We start from the raw sequence: 15,328 nt of genomic DNA, 5'->3' as shown, positions 1-15,328 counted from the left end.
GCCCCATCGTTCGGCGGGCTGTCCGTCGGGGCTGTCCGTCGGGCCGTCGGCGCCGGGCCGCTCGGCAAGCCGTGCGGCCGCCGTCCGTCGAGGGGCCGGCAAGCCGCCGGCCGAGCCGTTCGCCGGGCCATCCGCGCCGTTCGGCGAGCTGTCTGCCGTGCCAGCCGCCGGGTCGTTCGGAGATCTGTCCGCCGGGTCTCCCGGCAGCCGTTCGGCGAGTCGTCTGCCAAGCCACCCGGACGCCGTCCGTCGAGGGGCCGGCAAGCCGCCGGCCGAGCCGTTCGCCGGGCCCCGGTCAGCCAGGTTCTCGGCGGCCCGGGGTCAGTCGTGGCGTCCCGCGCCGCCGAGGCGCTGTGCGCTCGTGTCGTACTGCGGCAGCGTGGGCGCCGGTGCGGCGCTGAGGCGGGCGGTGACCACCAGGGTGCCCTCCTCGATCTGGTAGTCGAGGGGCAGCCCCAGGCCGCGCATCGCGGCGACCATCCCGGTGTTGGACGCCTGCGTCACCGCGTACACGCTCTCGCAGCCCGCCTCCACCGCCATCGCCACCAGCCGGCCCAGCAGTTCGGCGCCGACTCCGCGCCGCTGCCAGGTGTCCTCGACCAGCAGGGCGACCTCCGTCTCGTCGCCGTCCCACAGCAGATGGCCGAGGCCGACGACGCGCCCCGAGGGGGTCTGCGCGGCCAGCGTCCGCCCGAAGCGGGGGCTGAGCAGGTGGTTCAGGTAGCGGTCGGCGTCGCCCACGGGCCCGTGGTAGCGCATGTCGAGGGTGCGCTTGGAGCACCGCTCGTGCATCGCCCGGGCCGCCGCCAGGTCGCCGGTGTCCACCCGGCGCACCGTGATGTCGTTCCCCTCGGGCAGCGTCAGCACGTCCTGGCCGTCCGGGATGCGCGGTCCGAGCCGGCTGTCCAGCTCCACCAGGGCCCGGGCCCGCGCGAACTCGGTCGGCGTGAACGGCAGATACGGCCGCTCGACGGTGATCACGCCGCCCTCCGGTGCCCGCAGCCGCATGACGGTGTCCTCCAGGGCGCCCTCCACCGGCACGGGCTCCGGCCCGCGGCCGCCGCCGGCCGGCTTCGCCGGCAGCGAGCGGATCGTGCACCGGCCCAGCAACTGCCGCAGCGTCAGCGGCAGTTCCGCCGGGTCCAGCGCTGTGCGGGTGGCGAGACCGAGGACCCGGGTCGGCGCGTCCACCAGGTCGTGGGCGTCGGCCCGCTCGATCCACGTGGACGCGCCCCCGGCCTGCGAGACCGCCCGGGTGATCTCGTCCGCCACCAGCGACCGCGGCGCGCGCAGCAGGAACTCGTCGACCGTGCCGTCGGCCAGCGGGTGCGTCTGCAGGCTCAGGATATCGACCCGCCGCCCGGCCAGCGCCGCGCAGAGCGCGGCCAGCGAGCCCGGCTCGTCCTTCACCGTCGTCCGCATCCGCCACAGCGTGCTCGCCGCGTCCCCGTCCTGCTCCGAGGGGTCTGCCTCCGGCGAGTGCCCGGCCGGCCGCCCCTCGGCGGCCGGCCGGGCGCCGGTATCACCGGCGGGCGGCGGTGCGTGGCCGTGGCGGCGGGCCCACCAGGTGTGGAAGCCCGCCGTCGCGGCCAGCGCCAGGGCCGAGATCACCAGCAGTGCCGGACCGTCGGGCCCGTGCCCGATCAGGTTCGCCACCGCGTCCGCCACCGCGACCGCCGTGAACAGGGCGGCGAGCTCGACGAGATCGCGCCGCCAGTGGTGCACGGGCCGTCCGTGCCGGGACCGGTTCGACTGAGACATGTCTGGAGTCATGCAGCCACTGTGAAGGAACGGTGTTGCGTGATCACGAACGTTCTGTGACCGATGGGTAAAGCATGCTTCCGCCCTTTTTATTGCGCTTTCTATAGTTGCGGGGTGCAGCCGTTGCCGGTACGGCGGCTGTCGCCGAGGTGAATCAGGCGGCCACCTCCTCGGCCAGCGCGTCCCGCAGCCGCCGGGCCTGGGTGACCAGACGGGAGGAACCGCGCCGGGCGGCGGCCGCCGCCAGGTGAGGCACCTCGCCCTTCGCCCCGGACCGCTCGGCGCACTCCGCCGCCACCGCCAGCAGGTCACCGAGGCCCCTGGCCGCCACCGCGGCGGCCTCCGGACGGGCGCCCGTGAGGCCGGCCAGCGGCACCGGCAGGACGTGCCGGAGCATCTCCCACATCGTCGCGTTGGCCCCGGTCGCCGCCGCCGTCCGCGCCGAGTCCGCCAGCCGCTGCGGCTTCACCGCGCCCCGCCCCACCAGCTCTCCCAGGTCCGATCCCAGCCGGGCCGCGTCCAGCTCCCCGCGTGCGGCGAGCACCAGCAGGGCGTCCACGGCGGCGAGCCGGTCCTCCGCGTGCCGGGCACCGAGCCCGTACGCCACGCACAGGTGCACCGCCTCGCCCGCCTGGCCGCCGGACTCGGCGAGCAGCGGGAGGACGGCGGCGCCCCGCTGGTCGTCCACCGCCGTGCCCGCGAGGTCGCCCAGCAGCCGCGCCGCGACCATCTCGCGCCGCTCCGGCAGCACGGCGAGCCAGTGCCCGCGTATCGACTGGTCCCAGTGGGCGCAGTGCCAGCGGCCGGCGAACACCGACATCGGCCGGCCGAGCCGGTGGAACTCCTGCGGGAAACCGTCCTGCAGCTCCAGGAGTTCGGCCGCTTCCAGCAGGATCCGGACGCCCTTGGTGCGCCGCCTGGCCGACGGGAGGTTGTTCGCCGTGCCCAGCCAGCGCGCCAGCCGCGTCCCCTCCGCAGTGCCGAGCGCTCTCGCCCGCCGCGCCGCCTGCTCGGCCGCCGCACGGTCGTCCCGGCGCACCCGCAGCAGCGCCTGGGCGAAGTCGCTCGCGCCCACCCGGGCGTCCAGCCGCCGGTACTCGGCGAGCCGGTCCACCAGCTCCTCCGGCTCCAGCAGCCCCGTGCTCCAGGACGGTGTGGCCAGCAGCAGCGGCATCGGGTCCGTGCGCAGCCGGTAGGCCACCTCCCGCAGCCGGGCGTCGAAGACCCGGGAGAGGCCGCTGTGCGCGCACTCGTACTCGCTCGTCGGACGCCGCATCGCCTCGCGCAGAGTGTGCGTGCTCACCGCGCCGTGCAGGGTCGCGAGAAGCAGCTCCAGACCCTCCTGGGCGGTGAGCAGGCCGTAGCGGGTGTTGCCGAACAGGTCCTCCCGGCTGTACCAGTGCCGCTGCTCGGCCTGGGTCCACCAGCGGGTCGCGAGCACCGGGGCGAGCGCCGCGCGCAGCCCCTCCGGGTCCTGGTGGGTGTGCCGCACCAGGCCGTCCAGTGCCCGCTCGAAGGCGGCCACGTCCCCGTCGGTGGCCAGCAGCGCGCCCACCTCCTCGGCCACTTCCTCGGCCGTCCGGGGCGCGGGCGCCGACCGCACCGGCTCCGGGGCGGGCGGCAGCACCTCCTCGGACACCTCCTCCACCGTGTCCGCGGCGACGCCGAGCACGGCGGCCGCCCGCGTGCGCAGAGCCGGGACGAGTTGGGTGACCAGGCAGGCCAGCCCGTCGCGCGCCTCGGTGCCGTCGAGCCGCTTCGCATGGCGTTCGACGAGTTTGAGCGCACGCTCCTGCATCTCGCTGTCCTCGTGCCCGAACGCCTGGGCAACGACCGGCAGCAGCTCCGCCACCGCGCCGGCGTCCCGGGACAGCACCTTGCCCAGCAGCACGAGCTGGGCCCGTACGAGCTTCTTCTCGGCGCGGAACAGCAGACCCTCGGAGGCCTCGGCGAGTTGGCGCGAGGTCAGCCCGCCGTCCAGCGCGAGGCCGGCGAGCACCGCCTGGGCGTGGGCGGCGACGGGGGAGACCGCGTCACGGGCCAGCGCGGTCCAGTCGGGGATCCGCGCCCGCTGCTCCTCCCGGGTGAGCGCCAGCTCCGTCAGCAGCGGCAGGAAGGTCCGGTGGTCGGTGGGGCCGCCGCCGCGCAGCAGCCGGGCGACACAGGCGTCGACCAGGCTCGCGCGGTCCAGCAGGCCCTCCCGGGCCAGGGCGGCCAGGGCGCTCTGCCACGAGTCGGGCCCGTCACCGAACAGCCAGCGGATCTCGCTGAGATCAGTGAGCGTGAACAGCCCGCCGACCAGCGGGGCCAGGTTCGGCTCGCGGCGGAGCCGGTCGACCAGGTTCCGGTACCGGCCGGTGCCCACGTGCCGGACCCATCCGGTCACATAGGGGTCGGTCACCGGCACCTCGCACCCCGACCGGGCCACCAGCGCCGCCATCAGGTCGTACGGCACGCCCGCGGACTCGGGCCGCTGCGCCAGCCGGTGCGCCACGTCGGCGAGCCAGCCGGTGTCCCGGCCCTCCAGCGCGCGCAGCAGCGCGTCGGTGGGCGCCTGGTTCCAGCGCAGGTCGCTCGCCGCGATCCAGGCGGCGGCAGCGGCCGCTCCGGTGTGGCAGGCCGCTCCGGCGAGGTGCAGCGCCGGAAGCACCTTCATGGACCGGTTCTCCCACGCCGGGACCTTCCGCAGCTCCTTGCGCAGCTCCTTGAGCCCGGACAGACAGGAACGCCGTTCGGCGTCCGTCAGGCGCGCCGTCAGCCGTAGCGTCTCCGCCGTCCGCCCGGCCCGTACCGCTTCCATCAGCTCGTTCATCGCGCACCCCCACCGACGACCGCCGGCATCTGCTCGGTCGTGGCGCCCCGCCGCACCATCCGTACCGCGAGCGCGTGTTTGCACGGCCCCCGTCCGCCCCGGTACTTCGCCCACCACAGGCAGCTGCACGTGAGCACCCCTGCCTCGTCCCGCACCCGGTGCGCGTGCCCGTCCTCGGCGGTCACCGTGGCGAGCGGGCCGTCCAGGCGCACCGCGCCTGCCGCCACCAGGGCCCGGGCCGAGCGCAGCCGGGGGTTGTGCTTCTCGACGCGCTCCGCGTCGTAGGGCAGCTCACGGTGGAAGTAGGCCGCCTCCGCCGTGTCGTAGCCGACGCGGCCCGAGGTGCCGAGGCGGACCAGGGCGGCCCGCACCCGCTCGGGCGTCAGACCGGAGGAGGCGGCGAGGTCGGCCACGTCGACGCGGGGCTCCCACGCCAGCAGCACGGCGATCAGCTCCGCGTCCCCGGCGGCCTCCTCGGTGGCGAGGGCGTCCAGGACACCGCCCTCGCCGGAGAAGCCGCGCGAGGGGTGCGGGGACAGGGTGAGCGTGAGCCGCATGCCGGGCAGGACCACCTCCCAGGCGGCGGCCTCGGCAGCGGCGGCACCGACCGCCGGGCCGTACACCCGCAGGGCCGTGGCGTGCCGCAGCACCCGCTGCAGCGCCGCCAACCGCTCGGGACCCGGCAGGCACACCGCGCCCGGCACCGGCCGCGTCGTCGGCCGCAGCCCGCGGCCCACCGGAACCACCCAGCGGGGCCCCGCGCCGGACCGCCGCGCCCCGCCCGCCTTGGGCAGCCCGCGCAGGAACCGCACCGCCTCGTCCGCCGGCAGCTCCGCCCGCAGGTCGAACCCGGCCGCTATGACCTGGGCCTCGGCGAAGCCGCGCAGCCACCGGTCGGGCAGCGGGACCTTCTTCTCCACCACCGGACCGTCCAGCGTGGTCACCGCCAGCTCGTCCGGACCGACGCGCAGATGCAGCGGGTCGTCGGAGCCGATCCGGGACAGGGCCTCGCGCAGCGGGTCGTTGACGTCCACGTTCGTCGTGCCGTGCCCCACCTCGCCGCCGTCGAGACCCGGGGTGAGGACGTCAAGACGGGCGTACACCCCGCCGCAGCCGGAGAAGGACTCGAAGCGCAGCCGGTCGCCGTTGCCCGTCACCACCGGGTCGAGCGAGGCGCGCAGCTGCGGCTGGTAGTAGCGCGCGGCCGCCACATCGGCCACCGCCAGCAGCGCCGCCGCGGCGACCTGAGGCGAGGTCACGAAGCCCGAGAAGAACCCCGGATGGTCCTGGAGACCCGTGGGCGTCGCGCCCCGGGACGTCTCCAGACCGAGGTGGCGCCCGTCCGCCGCGGACTCGAGTGCGGAGGGTCGGCGGTAGGCCACGGCCTGCAGTGATCGCGTCATGGAAAAACCGTAGAGGCGACCACTGACAATGGACCTGACCTGCGAAAACGTCGTTCAGGCGGGGGAGTTGGCCGCGGGGCCGCCGGTGGCGTCCGGGGCCGCGCACCGGGGGATGACGCCGGTGCGCGGCACGGCTCCGAGCGTACGGGACCCGCCGCCCCTCCGGTGCCCTACTGCCCGACCAGACCGGGCCGCAGCGTCTGCGTGAACAGCACCGTGCCGTCCTGTTCGCGCAGCCGGACCGTCAGCTCGCCGCTGTCGCCGTCGATGTCGACCTCGCCGAAGAACTGGTACCCGCCGGCGGGCGAGACGTTCGACGCGGTCGGCGCCTTCACGAACACCCGCTCGGGACCGAACGTGCCGTCCAGCGCGCTGGCCGGGAACGCACCGGCGTTCAGCGGCCCGGAGACGAACTCCCAGAACGGCTCGAAGTCGGTGAACGCGGCCCGCGACGGCTGGTAGTGCTGGGCGGAGGTGTGGTGCACGTCCGCCGTCAGCCACACGGTGCCGGTGATCCGCCGGTGCTTGACGAACCGCAGCAGCTCCGCGATCTGCAGCTCACGGCCGAGCGGCGCCGCCGGGTCGCCCTGCGCGACCGCCTCGAAGTTCGGCCGGCCCTCCGTCGTGTCGGGCACGACGAGACCGATCGGCATGTCCGCGGCGATCACCTTCCACACCGCGCGCGAGCGGGACAGCTCGCGCTTGAGCCATTCCAGCTGCTCCCGGCCCATGATGCCCTGCGGGTCGACGGTCTGGTCGTCGGGCGAGTTGGCGTTGCGGTAGGTCCGCATGTCCAGCACGAACACGTCCAGCAGCGGGCCCTGGCGCAGCACGCGGTGGACGCGGCCCTCCTTCGCGCCCTGCCGCAGAGTGGAGATCGGGAAGTACTCGCCGAACGCCCGCCGGGCGCGGGCGGCGAGCACGTCGACGCTCTTCTCGGTGTACCGGGTGTCCGTGGTGGCGATCACCTCGCCCGGGTACCAGTTGTTGCGGACCTCGTGGTCGTCCCACTGGATGATGGAGGGCACCTGGGCGTTGAACCTGCGCAGGTTCGCGTCGAGCAGGTTGTAGCGGAAGTTGCCCCGGAACTCCGCGAGCGTCTCGGCGACCTTCGCCTTCTCCTCGGTGGTGACGTTCCGCCAGGTGCCTCCGTCCGGCAGGGCCTGCGTCGCGGCGATCGGGCCGTCCGCGTAGATGTTGTCGCCGCTGCACAGGAAGAAGTCGGGATCGAGCTTCGCCATCGCGTCGTAGATGCGGTAGCCGCCCCGGTCGGGGTTGATGCCCCAGCCCTGGCCGGCCAGGTCGCCCGACCACAGGAAGCGCACACCGTCCCGGCGGCGCCGGGAGACGGTGCGGAAGGTACCGGTCACGGGCTCACCGGTACGGCGCGGGTCGTCCGGGTCCGCGAGCAGGACGCGGTAGTGGATCTGCTCCCCGGAAGGCAGGCCGTGCAGCCGGGTGGTGCCGGTGAAGTCCGTGCCGGCGCCCAGCAGCGGGCCGTGCCAGCGGCGCGGGGCGCGGAACGACCCGGTCGCCGACGTCTCCACGATCATCCGGGCCGGGCGGTCCGCGCGCACCCACACCAGGCCGGAGTCGGTGGTCACGTCGCCCGTCTGCACACCCCAGCCCGCCTCGGGGCGGCCGGAACGGGCGAACGCCGGTGCGGCGCCGAGGCCCACGGGCAGGGTCAGGGCCGCCGACGCGGCGAGCGAGCCGCGCAGCACGCTGCGGCGGCCGGGGAACTGACGGTCTGACATGGCTGCGCCTCCAGGGACATGATCCGGCCGGTGTGCACAGTCACACCTACTGGCGCGCCGAGGCGGGCACGCGAACCACAGGTGAACAACAGGCCCTACGGCGCGGACCGGCCGGCCGGCGCCGTCGCCATCCGCTCGATCCCCGCCCGGATCCGGGCGGGCGGCAGATGCGCGTACCCGAGCACCAGGCGCACTCCGGGGGCACCGGTACGCGCGTGCGTGCAGGCACTCAGCGGGCGCACGGCGACCCCGGCGGCAGCGACCCGTGCCAGGAAGCCGTCCTCCGGACCGTACCGTTCGGGAAGCTCCACCACGGCGTGCAGGCCCGCGGCGATCCCGGAGACCCTGGCCTCGGGGAAGTGCTCGGACAGTGCGGCCACCAGGGCGTCGCGCCGCTCCCGGTAGGCCCGCTGGCAGCGGCGCAACTGCCGGTCGTAGTCGCCCTTTTCCACGAACCGCGCGAACACCGCCTGGTCGAGCGAGGGATGGCCGAGGTCCGTGCTGCGCTTGCGCTCCACGACCTCCTCCGCCAGCGCGCCGGGCACCAGCAGCCAGCCGAGCCGCAGCCCGGGGGCGAGCGACTTGCTGACCGAACCCAGGTAGGCGACGTGGTCGGGATCGAGCCCCTGGAGGGCGCCCACGGGCGCCCGGTCGTAGCGGAAGTCCCCGTCGTAGTCGTCCTCCAGCACCAGGCCGTCCACCGACCGCGCCCAGTCGAGCAGCCCGGTCCGCCGGGCCGCCGTACAGGCGATGCCGGTCGGGTACTGGTGGGCGGGCGTCGTCGCCACGGCCCGGGCACCGGACGCGAACAGCGGCTCCAGCGCGAGGCCCTCCGCGTCCAGCGGCAGCGGTACGGCGCGCAGGCCGCTCGCCCCGTAGAGGGCGCCGTGCTGCGGGCTGCCCGGGTCCTCGACGCCGATCTCGCGCAGCCCGCGCGCGTGCAGGACGCCGCCGAGCAGGCTCGCCGCCTGGGCGACGCCGGAGACCACCACGATCCGCTCGGGGTCGGCCACCACGCCCCGGCGGCGGGTCAGCAGCTCGGCCAGCGCGGTGCGCAGCCGGGGCAGTCCGCGCGGGTCGGGGTAGCCGAGGTCGTGGTGCGGCAGCCCGGCCAGCACGGCGCGCTGCGCCGCGGCCCAGGCGGCACGCGGGAAGAGCGACAGGTCCGGTGTGCCCGGCACGAAGTCGACTTCTGCGCCCGCGTGACGGGAAGCGCCGTCACGCGCGCGTGCCGGAGCCGCCCGGACCGCGTCGCCCACCCACGTGCCCGCCCCACGGCCGCTGCGCAGATACCCCTCGGCGACGAGCTGCTCGTACGCCTCCGTGACCAGGCCCCGTGACACGCCGAGGTCGGCGGCCAGGTCGCGGCTGGAGGGCAGGCGGGTGCCGGACACCAGCCGACCCGCCCTGACCGCCTCTCGCAGGGCCGCCTGGAGGGCTCGGCCACGCGCGCGTGCCGGCGCCGAGGCGGCCGGCAGCAGCAGTTCCCACGCGGCGGAACCCCCGGGCCCGGGCGGATTGGTCCCCGATGACGTCATGGAAGTGGACCTTAAACCGGGCCGCCGCGCTGCCTAGCGTCACCGTCATGAGAGCCACCACGACCCGCACGAGGCCGACGGACGCACCCGGGAAGGGCACCACGAACAACACCATGAAGAACCACACGGCCCGGGGAGCGCTCCTGGCCGCGCTCGCCTGCGTGCTGGTCGGCGTGTCCTTCACCGCCAACAGCGTCCTGGCCGACTACCCGTACGCCGGGGGCCAGTTCCTCCGCTACGGCCTGGCCTTCGCGCTGCTCGCGCCGGTCGCCGGGCGGGACGGGGTCCGGCGGGTACGCGCGCTCGGCGCCGCCCGGTGGGGGAGCCTGGCGCTCCTCGCGGCCGTCGGCATGGTCGGCTTCAACCTGGCCGTCCTCGCCGCCGAACGAAGCGCCGAACCCGCGGTGCCCGGGGTCTTCGTCGGCTGCGCCCCGGTCGTGGTGGCGGTCCTGGTCCCGCTGCTCGACGGGCGCCGCCCCCGGCCGGTGGTGCTCCAGGGCGCCGCGCTCGTCGCCGCCGGCGCCTTCACCGTGCAGGGCTGGGGTCGTACGGACGCCGCCGGGATCACCTTCTCGCTGTGCGCACTCGTCGGCGAGGTGGGGTTCGCGGTGCTGGCCGTGCCGGTGCTGCGGCCGCTCGGACCGCTGACCCTGTCCGCGACGGTGTGCGCCGTCGCCGCGGTGGAGGCGGCGCTGGTCGGCGCGGTCGCGGACGGCGGGGCCTGGCTGCGGGTTCCCGACGGGGCTGAGACCGCCGCGCTGCTGTGGCAGGCGGTGGTCGTCACCGTCGTCGGATTCGTGTGCTGGTACCGGGGAATGCAGCGGCTCGGCACCGAGCGCGCCACGCTCTTCTCCGGGCTCATCCCGGTGGCGGCCGCCTGCACGGCCCCGCTCGTCGGCACCGGCTCCTACGGGCCCGCCCAGGCCGTGGGCAGCGCCCTGGTCGGCACCGGCGTCGCCCTCGGCTCGGGCGCGCTGACCACCCTCGGCGCACGCCGGCACGCACCGAGCCACCGCGCGGGCTCCCCACGGCCCCCCGCGCGCCAGGACGAGGCGCCCGACGCCGCTGGGCCGGAACTCCGTGGGGCCACCGGCAGTTCTGACAACGCGAGCCCGCACACCGGCCCACGTCCGCCAGCGGCCACCCACCCGCCGGCGGGTCCGCGTCCACCAGGGGGCCCGTAAGCGTCGGCGTGTCGCGTCCGTCGGCGGAGCGGTGCCCGTCGGCGGCTCGGCGTTCGCCGGCCGTCCTGTGTCCGTCGGCGGGCTCTGCCTCCGCCGGTGCCCATCCACCCGTCCGCGGACCCGTAACCGTGAGCGTCCCGCGTCTGTCGGCGGCCCCCACCCGCCGGCGGCCTTGCGTCGACCAACGACCACCCATCCATCGGCGGACCCGTAGCCGTTCAGCGTCGCGCGGTCCTGCGGCGGCCCCACCAGTCAGTGGGCCCGCATCCGGCAGCGACTCCGCGTCCGTCCGCGGTCCTGCACCCACCGGGGGGCCCGCGCCGCCAGCGGGCCCCGACCCGCCGGTGGGCCCTCGACGGATGGCGGCTCCGCACCTGTCAGCGGGCCGCGTCCGTCAGTTGCTCCGCCTCCGTCGGCGGAGCCGTTCAGCGGCTGCCGTCGAGGATGACTCGGGCGACCAGGGCCGGGTCGTCGTTCATGGGGCAGTGGCCGCAGCCGGGCAGACGTATCAGGCGGGCGTGCGGGATGATCGTCTTGGCGCGGATGCCCTGGCGGCGGACCAGGAGCCGGTCACGGGTGCCCCAGGCGACGGTGACCGGCAGGCCCGACAGTTCGTCGGTGAACTGGACGGTGGCGCCGGCGCGCAGGGTCGCGTCGAAGCCGGTGGCCCCCGCGAGCGCGAGCGTCTCGGCGACCACGGCTTCGGGTGCACGACGTCCGGGGCGGCCGTAGATGGTGCTGGTGAGCGCGGTGCGTCCTGCTCCGGTCCGCGACAGCCGCTCCACCAGCGGCAGCGGCAGGCGCTGGGCGATGCCGCGCATGGTGAGCAGCATCGTGAAGGCGTACCGCCGTTCGGCCTCCGTCCAGAAGCCGGCCGGGGACAGGGCCGTGACGGACCGTACGAGCTTCTCGCGTCCCAGTTCCAGGGCCAGCAGGCCGCCCAGCGAGTTCCCGGCCACGTGCGGGCGGTCCAGGTCCAGGGCCTCGAACAGCGCGCCGAGCACGGAGTTGGTCGTCGGGAGGTCGTAGGCCAGGCCGCCCGGCAGGCCGGGGGAGGCGCCGAAGCCCGGCAGGTCCACGGCGATCACCTCGCGCTCGGTCGCCAGGATGTCCACCACCGGGTCCCAGGCCTGCCGGTGGTGGCCGATGCCGTGCAGCAGGACCAGCGGGGCACCGCGTCCCACGCGCGCGTAGGAGACGGTCACGTCCTTCGGGCCGTGCGTGGTGGGGACCTTGAAGGAGACGGTGGCGGACATGGGGGTGCTCCTCGTCTGGGCTGCTGACGGACGCCGTAGACAGCTTGTCAGCAATTGCTACCGACGGGTAGCCCCTTGTCGCCGCCCGGACGGCCCGGGATCCCGCTCAGTCCTTCCGGCGCACCTCGAAGTTGAAGTCCGCGTGCCCGAACTTCTGGAAGAGGCCGAGCCACAGCGGCAGCAGCATCTCCATGGCCCGCGCCGACCCGATGTCGCCGAGGTCCAGCACCCGGTCGGCGGGCCACCCGAACTCCCCGAGCAGTACGACCACCTGCCGCTTGGCGTCGGGATCCGCGCCGCACACGAACAGCGCGTGGTCGCCCGGCACCCGCCCCGGGTCCACCATCACCCGGCAGTTGACGGTGTTCAGCGCCTTCACCACCCGCGCCTGCGGGAAGGTGCGCTGGATCCGCTCGCCCACACTGTCCGACTCCACCGGGTCCAGCCGCGGCCGGCCCTCCTCGAAGTCCAGTGGGTTGGACACGTCGATCACGACCTTGCCGTCCAGGTGCTCCGCCCCGGCCGCCCGCAGGGCGTCGAGCGCCACCTGGCCGCCCACCGCGTTCACGACCACGTCGGCGCCCGCCGCCGCGTCCGCGAACGTGCCCGCGTGCGCCCGGCCGCCCGCGGCCGTCGCCCACTCCACCGCGACCGGGTTGTCCTTCGACCGCGACCCGAGGGTCACCTCGTACCCCAGCTCCACCAGCCGCCCGGCCAGCGTGCGGCCCACCTCGCCCGTGCCCAGCACCGCGTAATGCATCGGTCACCTCCCGGACCCCGGCCGCCGGCCACCGACGGTCCGCGGACATTGTGGGCCCGCCCGGTTCCCTACGGGCCGATTCTCCCTGGACACCCGTGGGTGTGTCGGCTGGGATGGGCCGGTGAGCGCAGACACCTTCACCGAGGTCTTCGAGGAACACCGGCCCTTCCTGATGGGGGTCGCCTACCGCATGCTCGGCCGTGTCGCCGACGCCGAGGACGTGGTCCAGGACGCCTGGCTGCGCTGGTCCGGCGCCGACCGCGCGGAGGTCCGCGAACCGCGCGGCTACCTCGTGCGCGTCACCACCCGGCTGGCCATCGACCGGCTGCGCCAGGTGAAGGCGCGCAGCGAGGCGTACGTCGGCCCGTGGCTGCCCGAGCCGTACGTCACCGAGTTGGGCGACTCCGTCGCGGACACCGCGGAGCGCGCCCTGCTCGCCGACTCCGTCTCCCTCGCCGTGCTGGTCGTCCTGGAGTCCCTGTCCCCGCTGGAACGCGCCGTCTTCGTCCTCCGGGAGGCGTTCGGCTACCCGTACGCCGAGATCGCCGCCCTGCTCGACCGCGGTGAGGCCGCGGTCCGTCAGCTCGCCGGGCGGGCCCGCCGGCACGTCGAGGAGCGGCGGCCGCGCTACGACGTCGACCCGGTCCAGCGGCGCGACCTGACCGAACGGTTCCTCGCGGCCGCGGCCGGGGGCGACCTCCAAGGGCTCATGGCCCTGCTCGCCCCCGAGGCCCGGCTCGTCGCCGACAGCGGCGGCAAGGCCAAGGCACCGGTGCGCGTCCTGCACTCCGCCGACAAGGTGGGCCGCTTCCTGGCCGCCGTGGCCGCCAAGAACGCCGCCGACCTGTCCGTCCGGCTCGTGGAGGTCAACGGCGGTCCCGCGGTGCTCACCCTGGTGGGGGGCAAGCCCGACACCGTCTTCCAGCTGGACGTCGTCGACGGTGTCATCACCACCGTGTACGTCCTGCGCAACCCCGACCGGATGGGCTCTCTGGCAGGTCGCTGAGCCGCGCGCCGGACTTCGCGTCACCCCGGGCCCCCGTCGTGAGACGGGGGCTTCGCCGTCATGTCATCCGTGCGGCGGCGTGCGAACGCCTCATGAACGCTCCGCGGCGCCGCGCCCGTGCGCCGCCCCGGGGATCGAGGATTGGTCTTGACCAAGGGTTTCGGCCGCCTTATGGTCGCAGATAAGTGCAACAACCTTTAATAAACAAGGGCGCTAAAAACCGCCGGACCACGGCACTTGCGGAGGACAGGGTGGGGACCACGCAGCTGGAATCGGTGCCGGAACCGAAGTACTGGCATCTCAAGACCGTGCTCAGTGAGGCACTGGACTCCGAGTTCTCGGTCGGTGAGATCCTGCCCAACGAGCGCGACCTCGCGGCCCGCTTCGGCGTGGCCCGAGCGACGCTCCGCCAGGCGCTCGAGCAGCTGGAGCTGGAGGGCCGGCTGCAGCGCCGCCGCGGTGTCGGCACGACCGTCGCGCCCCCGCGCGTCGGCGTGGCCGTCGGCACCGAGCAGCACGACTGGCCGGGCGCGGGCGGCGACGCCTGGCAGCCCGTCGACTGCGTCCAGGCCGCGCCGCCCGCAGCCGTCGCCACGGCCCTGGAGATCCCCTCCGGCGAAGCCGTGCACATCGTGCGCCGCTCCCGGATGTCCCACGGCCAGCTCGTCGCCACCGAGCTGCTGCACATCCCGGCCGCCTCGGTGCCCGACCTCACCGCGATCGACGCGCCTTCCGGCCCGGCACGCGCGCGTGCGGTGCTGCGGGAACTGCAGCGCCTGGAGCTGGAGGGCCAGGACCGTGCCGTCGAGCTGGGCTCCGCCCGCGCCGACGACGCCAAGGACCTCGACCGGCTGCCCGGCGCGCCGGTCCTGATGGTCACCACCCGGTTCTTCGCCGAGGGCCGCACCGCCGCGCTCTCCGTGGCCACGTACCGGGCCGACACCTGCCGGCTCACCTTCGGCGACTCGCCCGGAGTCGAGATACACCACGACCCTGAGCAGCAGGCCTCCTGACCCGTCGTACCTCCCACCCGCGCCCCGGAACCCCCCGGGGCGCGAGGCGTGCGGGGGCGCCGCCGTCTCGCCGCACCTCCAGCCGCCGAGCGTGCCGCCGCCACTTGTGGCCCGCACGCGCCGTCCACCTCGCGCGCCCTTCCGCCGCGGGCCGCGGGCCGCGGGCCGCTGGCTGCGGATCGTCGAGCGTCGCTGGTCTCCGCGGGGCGTCTGTCTCCGCGGGGCGCTCGGCTCGGCGAGTCACGCGCCTCAGCGCCTTCGCGCGTCCCGCGCCTGCACGTGTTGCTCGACTCAGCGCACCGGCCGCATGCATCCCGTGCTCCCGGCCCACGACCGCCGCGCGCGCACGACGCGGAGGCCGGCAGCGCCCCGCCGCCTCCCGGATGCAGCGGCATCTCGTGCGCGCCTGCCGCCTCCCAGACACGGGAGGGCCACCTCGCGCGCCCCTCCACTGCGAGCCGTGCGCCGCGGCGCGTCGCTCGCCTCCTGGGGCACACGCGGCCGCGCCTCCCGCGCCCGCACACGTAGCTCGCCTCCGCACACCGACCGCACGCGCCTCGTGCGCCGACCCACCGCCGCCCTGGGCGCCCTGCACGCAGGCCCGCAACGCCGCGCGGCTCACGGGACGTGGCTGCACATTGTGCCCCCGCGCATCGAGAGCCCTGGCCGCGCGTGGCACGGCGCCCTCGCAGGGCGGCCGGGCCCGTAAGACCCCCTTCAGGGCACGGCTGCGTTTTGTGCCCCCTCAGCCCCCGACGCGGCTCCGCCTCGTGCCCGCGTGGCCCCCGGGGCTCGGCTCAGCCGGTGCCCCGCAGCCCCCGGGCGTGGTTCGGTCCCG

Annotated in this window: 10 protein-coding genes; 3 read left to right on the top strand and 7 right to left on the bottom strand. The window is 75.3% G+C overall.

Translation table 11 applies throughout. The annotated features are described in order from the left end of the window. Positions 1–321: 321 nt before the first annotated feature. The 5 genes from PV343_RS02375 to PV343_RS02355 form a co-directional block, all read right to left on the bottom strand. A complete protein-coding gene (locus PV343_RS02375; protein WP_415923440.1) occupies positions 322–1,761 on the bottom strand; it encodes a GNAT family N-acetyltransferase in 1,440 nt (479 codons plus the stop codon). A gap of 154 nt (positions 1,762–1,915) precedes the next feature. After that, positions 1,916–4,573 (bottom strand): DUF6493 family protein, encoded by a 2,658-nt coding sequence (locus PV343_RS02370; protein WP_319145057.1) that lies wholly within the window; start codon positions 4,571–4,573, stop codon positions 1,916–1,918. After that, positions 4,570–5,976, bottom strand: a complete 1,407-nt coding sequence (locus PV343_RS02365) for an SWIM zinc finger family protein (protein ID WP_319145056.1) — start codon at positions 5,974–5,976, stop codon at positions 4,570–4,572. Before PV343_RS02365 ends, PV343_RS02370 begins: the two co-directional genes overlap by 4 nt. A gap of 170 nt (positions 5,977–6,146) precedes the next feature. Further along, positions 6,147–7,733, bottom strand: coding sequence for an alkaline phosphatase D family protein (locus PV343_RS02360; RefSeq protein ID WP_319145055.1), 1,587 nt, complete (start codon positions 7,731–7,733; stop codon positions 6,147–6,149). 95 nt (positions 7,734–7,828) lie between these two features. Further along, positions 7,829–9,271: a PLP-dependent aminotransferase family protein gene (locus PV343_RS02355; protein WP_319145054.1), complete on the bottom strand. Its 1,443-nt coding sequence runs from the start codon at positions 9,269–9,271 to the stop codon at positions 7,829–7,831. A 113-nt stretch (positions 9,272–9,384) separates the two neighbouring features. Here PV343_RS02355 and PV343_RS02350 point away from each other — a divergent pair, with 113 nt between their 5' ends. Continuing rightward, on the top strand, positions 9,385–10,455 hold the full coding sequence (locus PV343_RS02350; protein WP_319145166.1) for a DMT family transporter: 1,071 nt from the start codon (positions 9,385–9,387) through the stop codon (positions 10,453–10,455). A 425-nt stretch (positions 10,456–10,880) separates the two neighbouring features. Here the strand turns inward: PV343_RS02350 and PV343_RS02345 are convergent, their stop codons facing one another. Together PV343_RS02345 and PV343_RS02340 are read right to left on the bottom strand one after the other, a co-directional pair. After that, positions 10,881–11,711 (bottom strand): alpha/beta fold hydrolase, encoded by an 831-nt coding sequence (locus tag PV343_RS02345; protein WP_319145053.1) that lies wholly within the window; start codon positions 11,709–11,711, stop codon positions 10,881–10,883. A 106-nt stretch (positions 11,712–11,817) separates the two neighbouring features. Next, positions 11,818–12,471, bottom strand: coding sequence for an NADPH-dependent F420 reductase (locus tag PV343_RS02340; RefSeq protein WP_319145052.1), 654 nt, complete (start codon positions 12,469–12,471; stop codon positions 11,818–11,820). A 121-nt stretch (positions 12,472–12,592) separates the two neighbouring features. Between PV343_RS02340 and PV343_RS02335 the strand changes: the two genes are divergently transcribed. Both PV343_RS02335 and PV343_RS02330 read left to right on the top strand, forming a co-directional pair. After that, entirely contained in the window at positions 12,593–13,477 is an 885-nt protein-coding gene (locus tag PV343_RS02335; protein ID WP_319145051.1) for an RNA polymerase sigma-70 factor, read from the top strand. 251 nt (positions 13,478–13,728) lie between these two features. Next, positions 13,729–14,490, top strand: a complete 762-nt coding sequence (locus PV343_RS02330; RefSeq protein WP_319145050.1) for a GntR family transcriptional regulator — start codon at positions 13,729–13,731, stop codon at positions 14,488–14,490. The last annotated feature ends 838 nt before the right edge of the window (positions 14,491–15,328 follow it).

It is taken from the genome of Streptomyces sp. WI03-4A (assembly GCF_033792105.1).
Lineage (GTDB): Bacteria > Actinomycetota > Actinomycetes > Streptomycetales > Streptomycetaceae > Streptomyces > Streptomyces collinus_A.
This window is presented reverse-complemented; position numbering and strand designations above follow the sequence as displayed.

Excerpts from the sequence above, each read along its gene's own strand:
- PV343_RS02355 (WP_319145054.1), bottom strand. The coding sequence starts at position 9,271 with ATGACGTCATCGGGGACCAATCCGCCCGGGCCCGGGGGTTCCGCCGCG.
- PV343_RS02365 (WP_319145056.1), bottom strand. The coding sequence starts at position 5,976 with ATGACGCGATCACTGCAGGCCGTGGCCTACCGCCGACCCTCCGCACTC.
- PV343_RS02370 (WP_319145057.1), bottom strand. The coding sequence starts at position 4,573 with ATGAACGAGCTGATGGAAGCGGTACGGGCCGGGCGGACGGCGGAGACG.
- PV343_RS02360 (WP_319145055.1), bottom strand. The coding sequence starts at position 7,733 with ATGTCAGACCGTCAGTTCCCCGGCCGCCGCAGCGTGCTGCGCGGCTCG.
- PV343_RS02340 (WP_319145052.1), bottom strand. The coding sequence starts at position 12,471 with ATGCATTACGCGGTGCTGGGCACGGGCGAGGTGGGCCGCACGCTGGCC.
- PV343_RS02350 (WP_319145166.1), top strand. The coding sequence starts at position 9,385 with ATGAAGAACCACACGGCCCGGGGAGCGCTCCTGGCCGCGCTCGCCTGC.
- PV343_RS02375 (WP_415923440.1), bottom strand. The coding sequence starts at position 1,761 with ATGTCTCAGTCGAACCGGTCCCGGCACGGACGGCCCGTGCACCACTGG.
- PV343_RS02345 (WP_319145053.1), bottom strand. The coding sequence starts at position 11,711 with ATGTCCGCCACCGTCTCCTTCAAGGTCCCCACCACGCACGGCCCGAAG.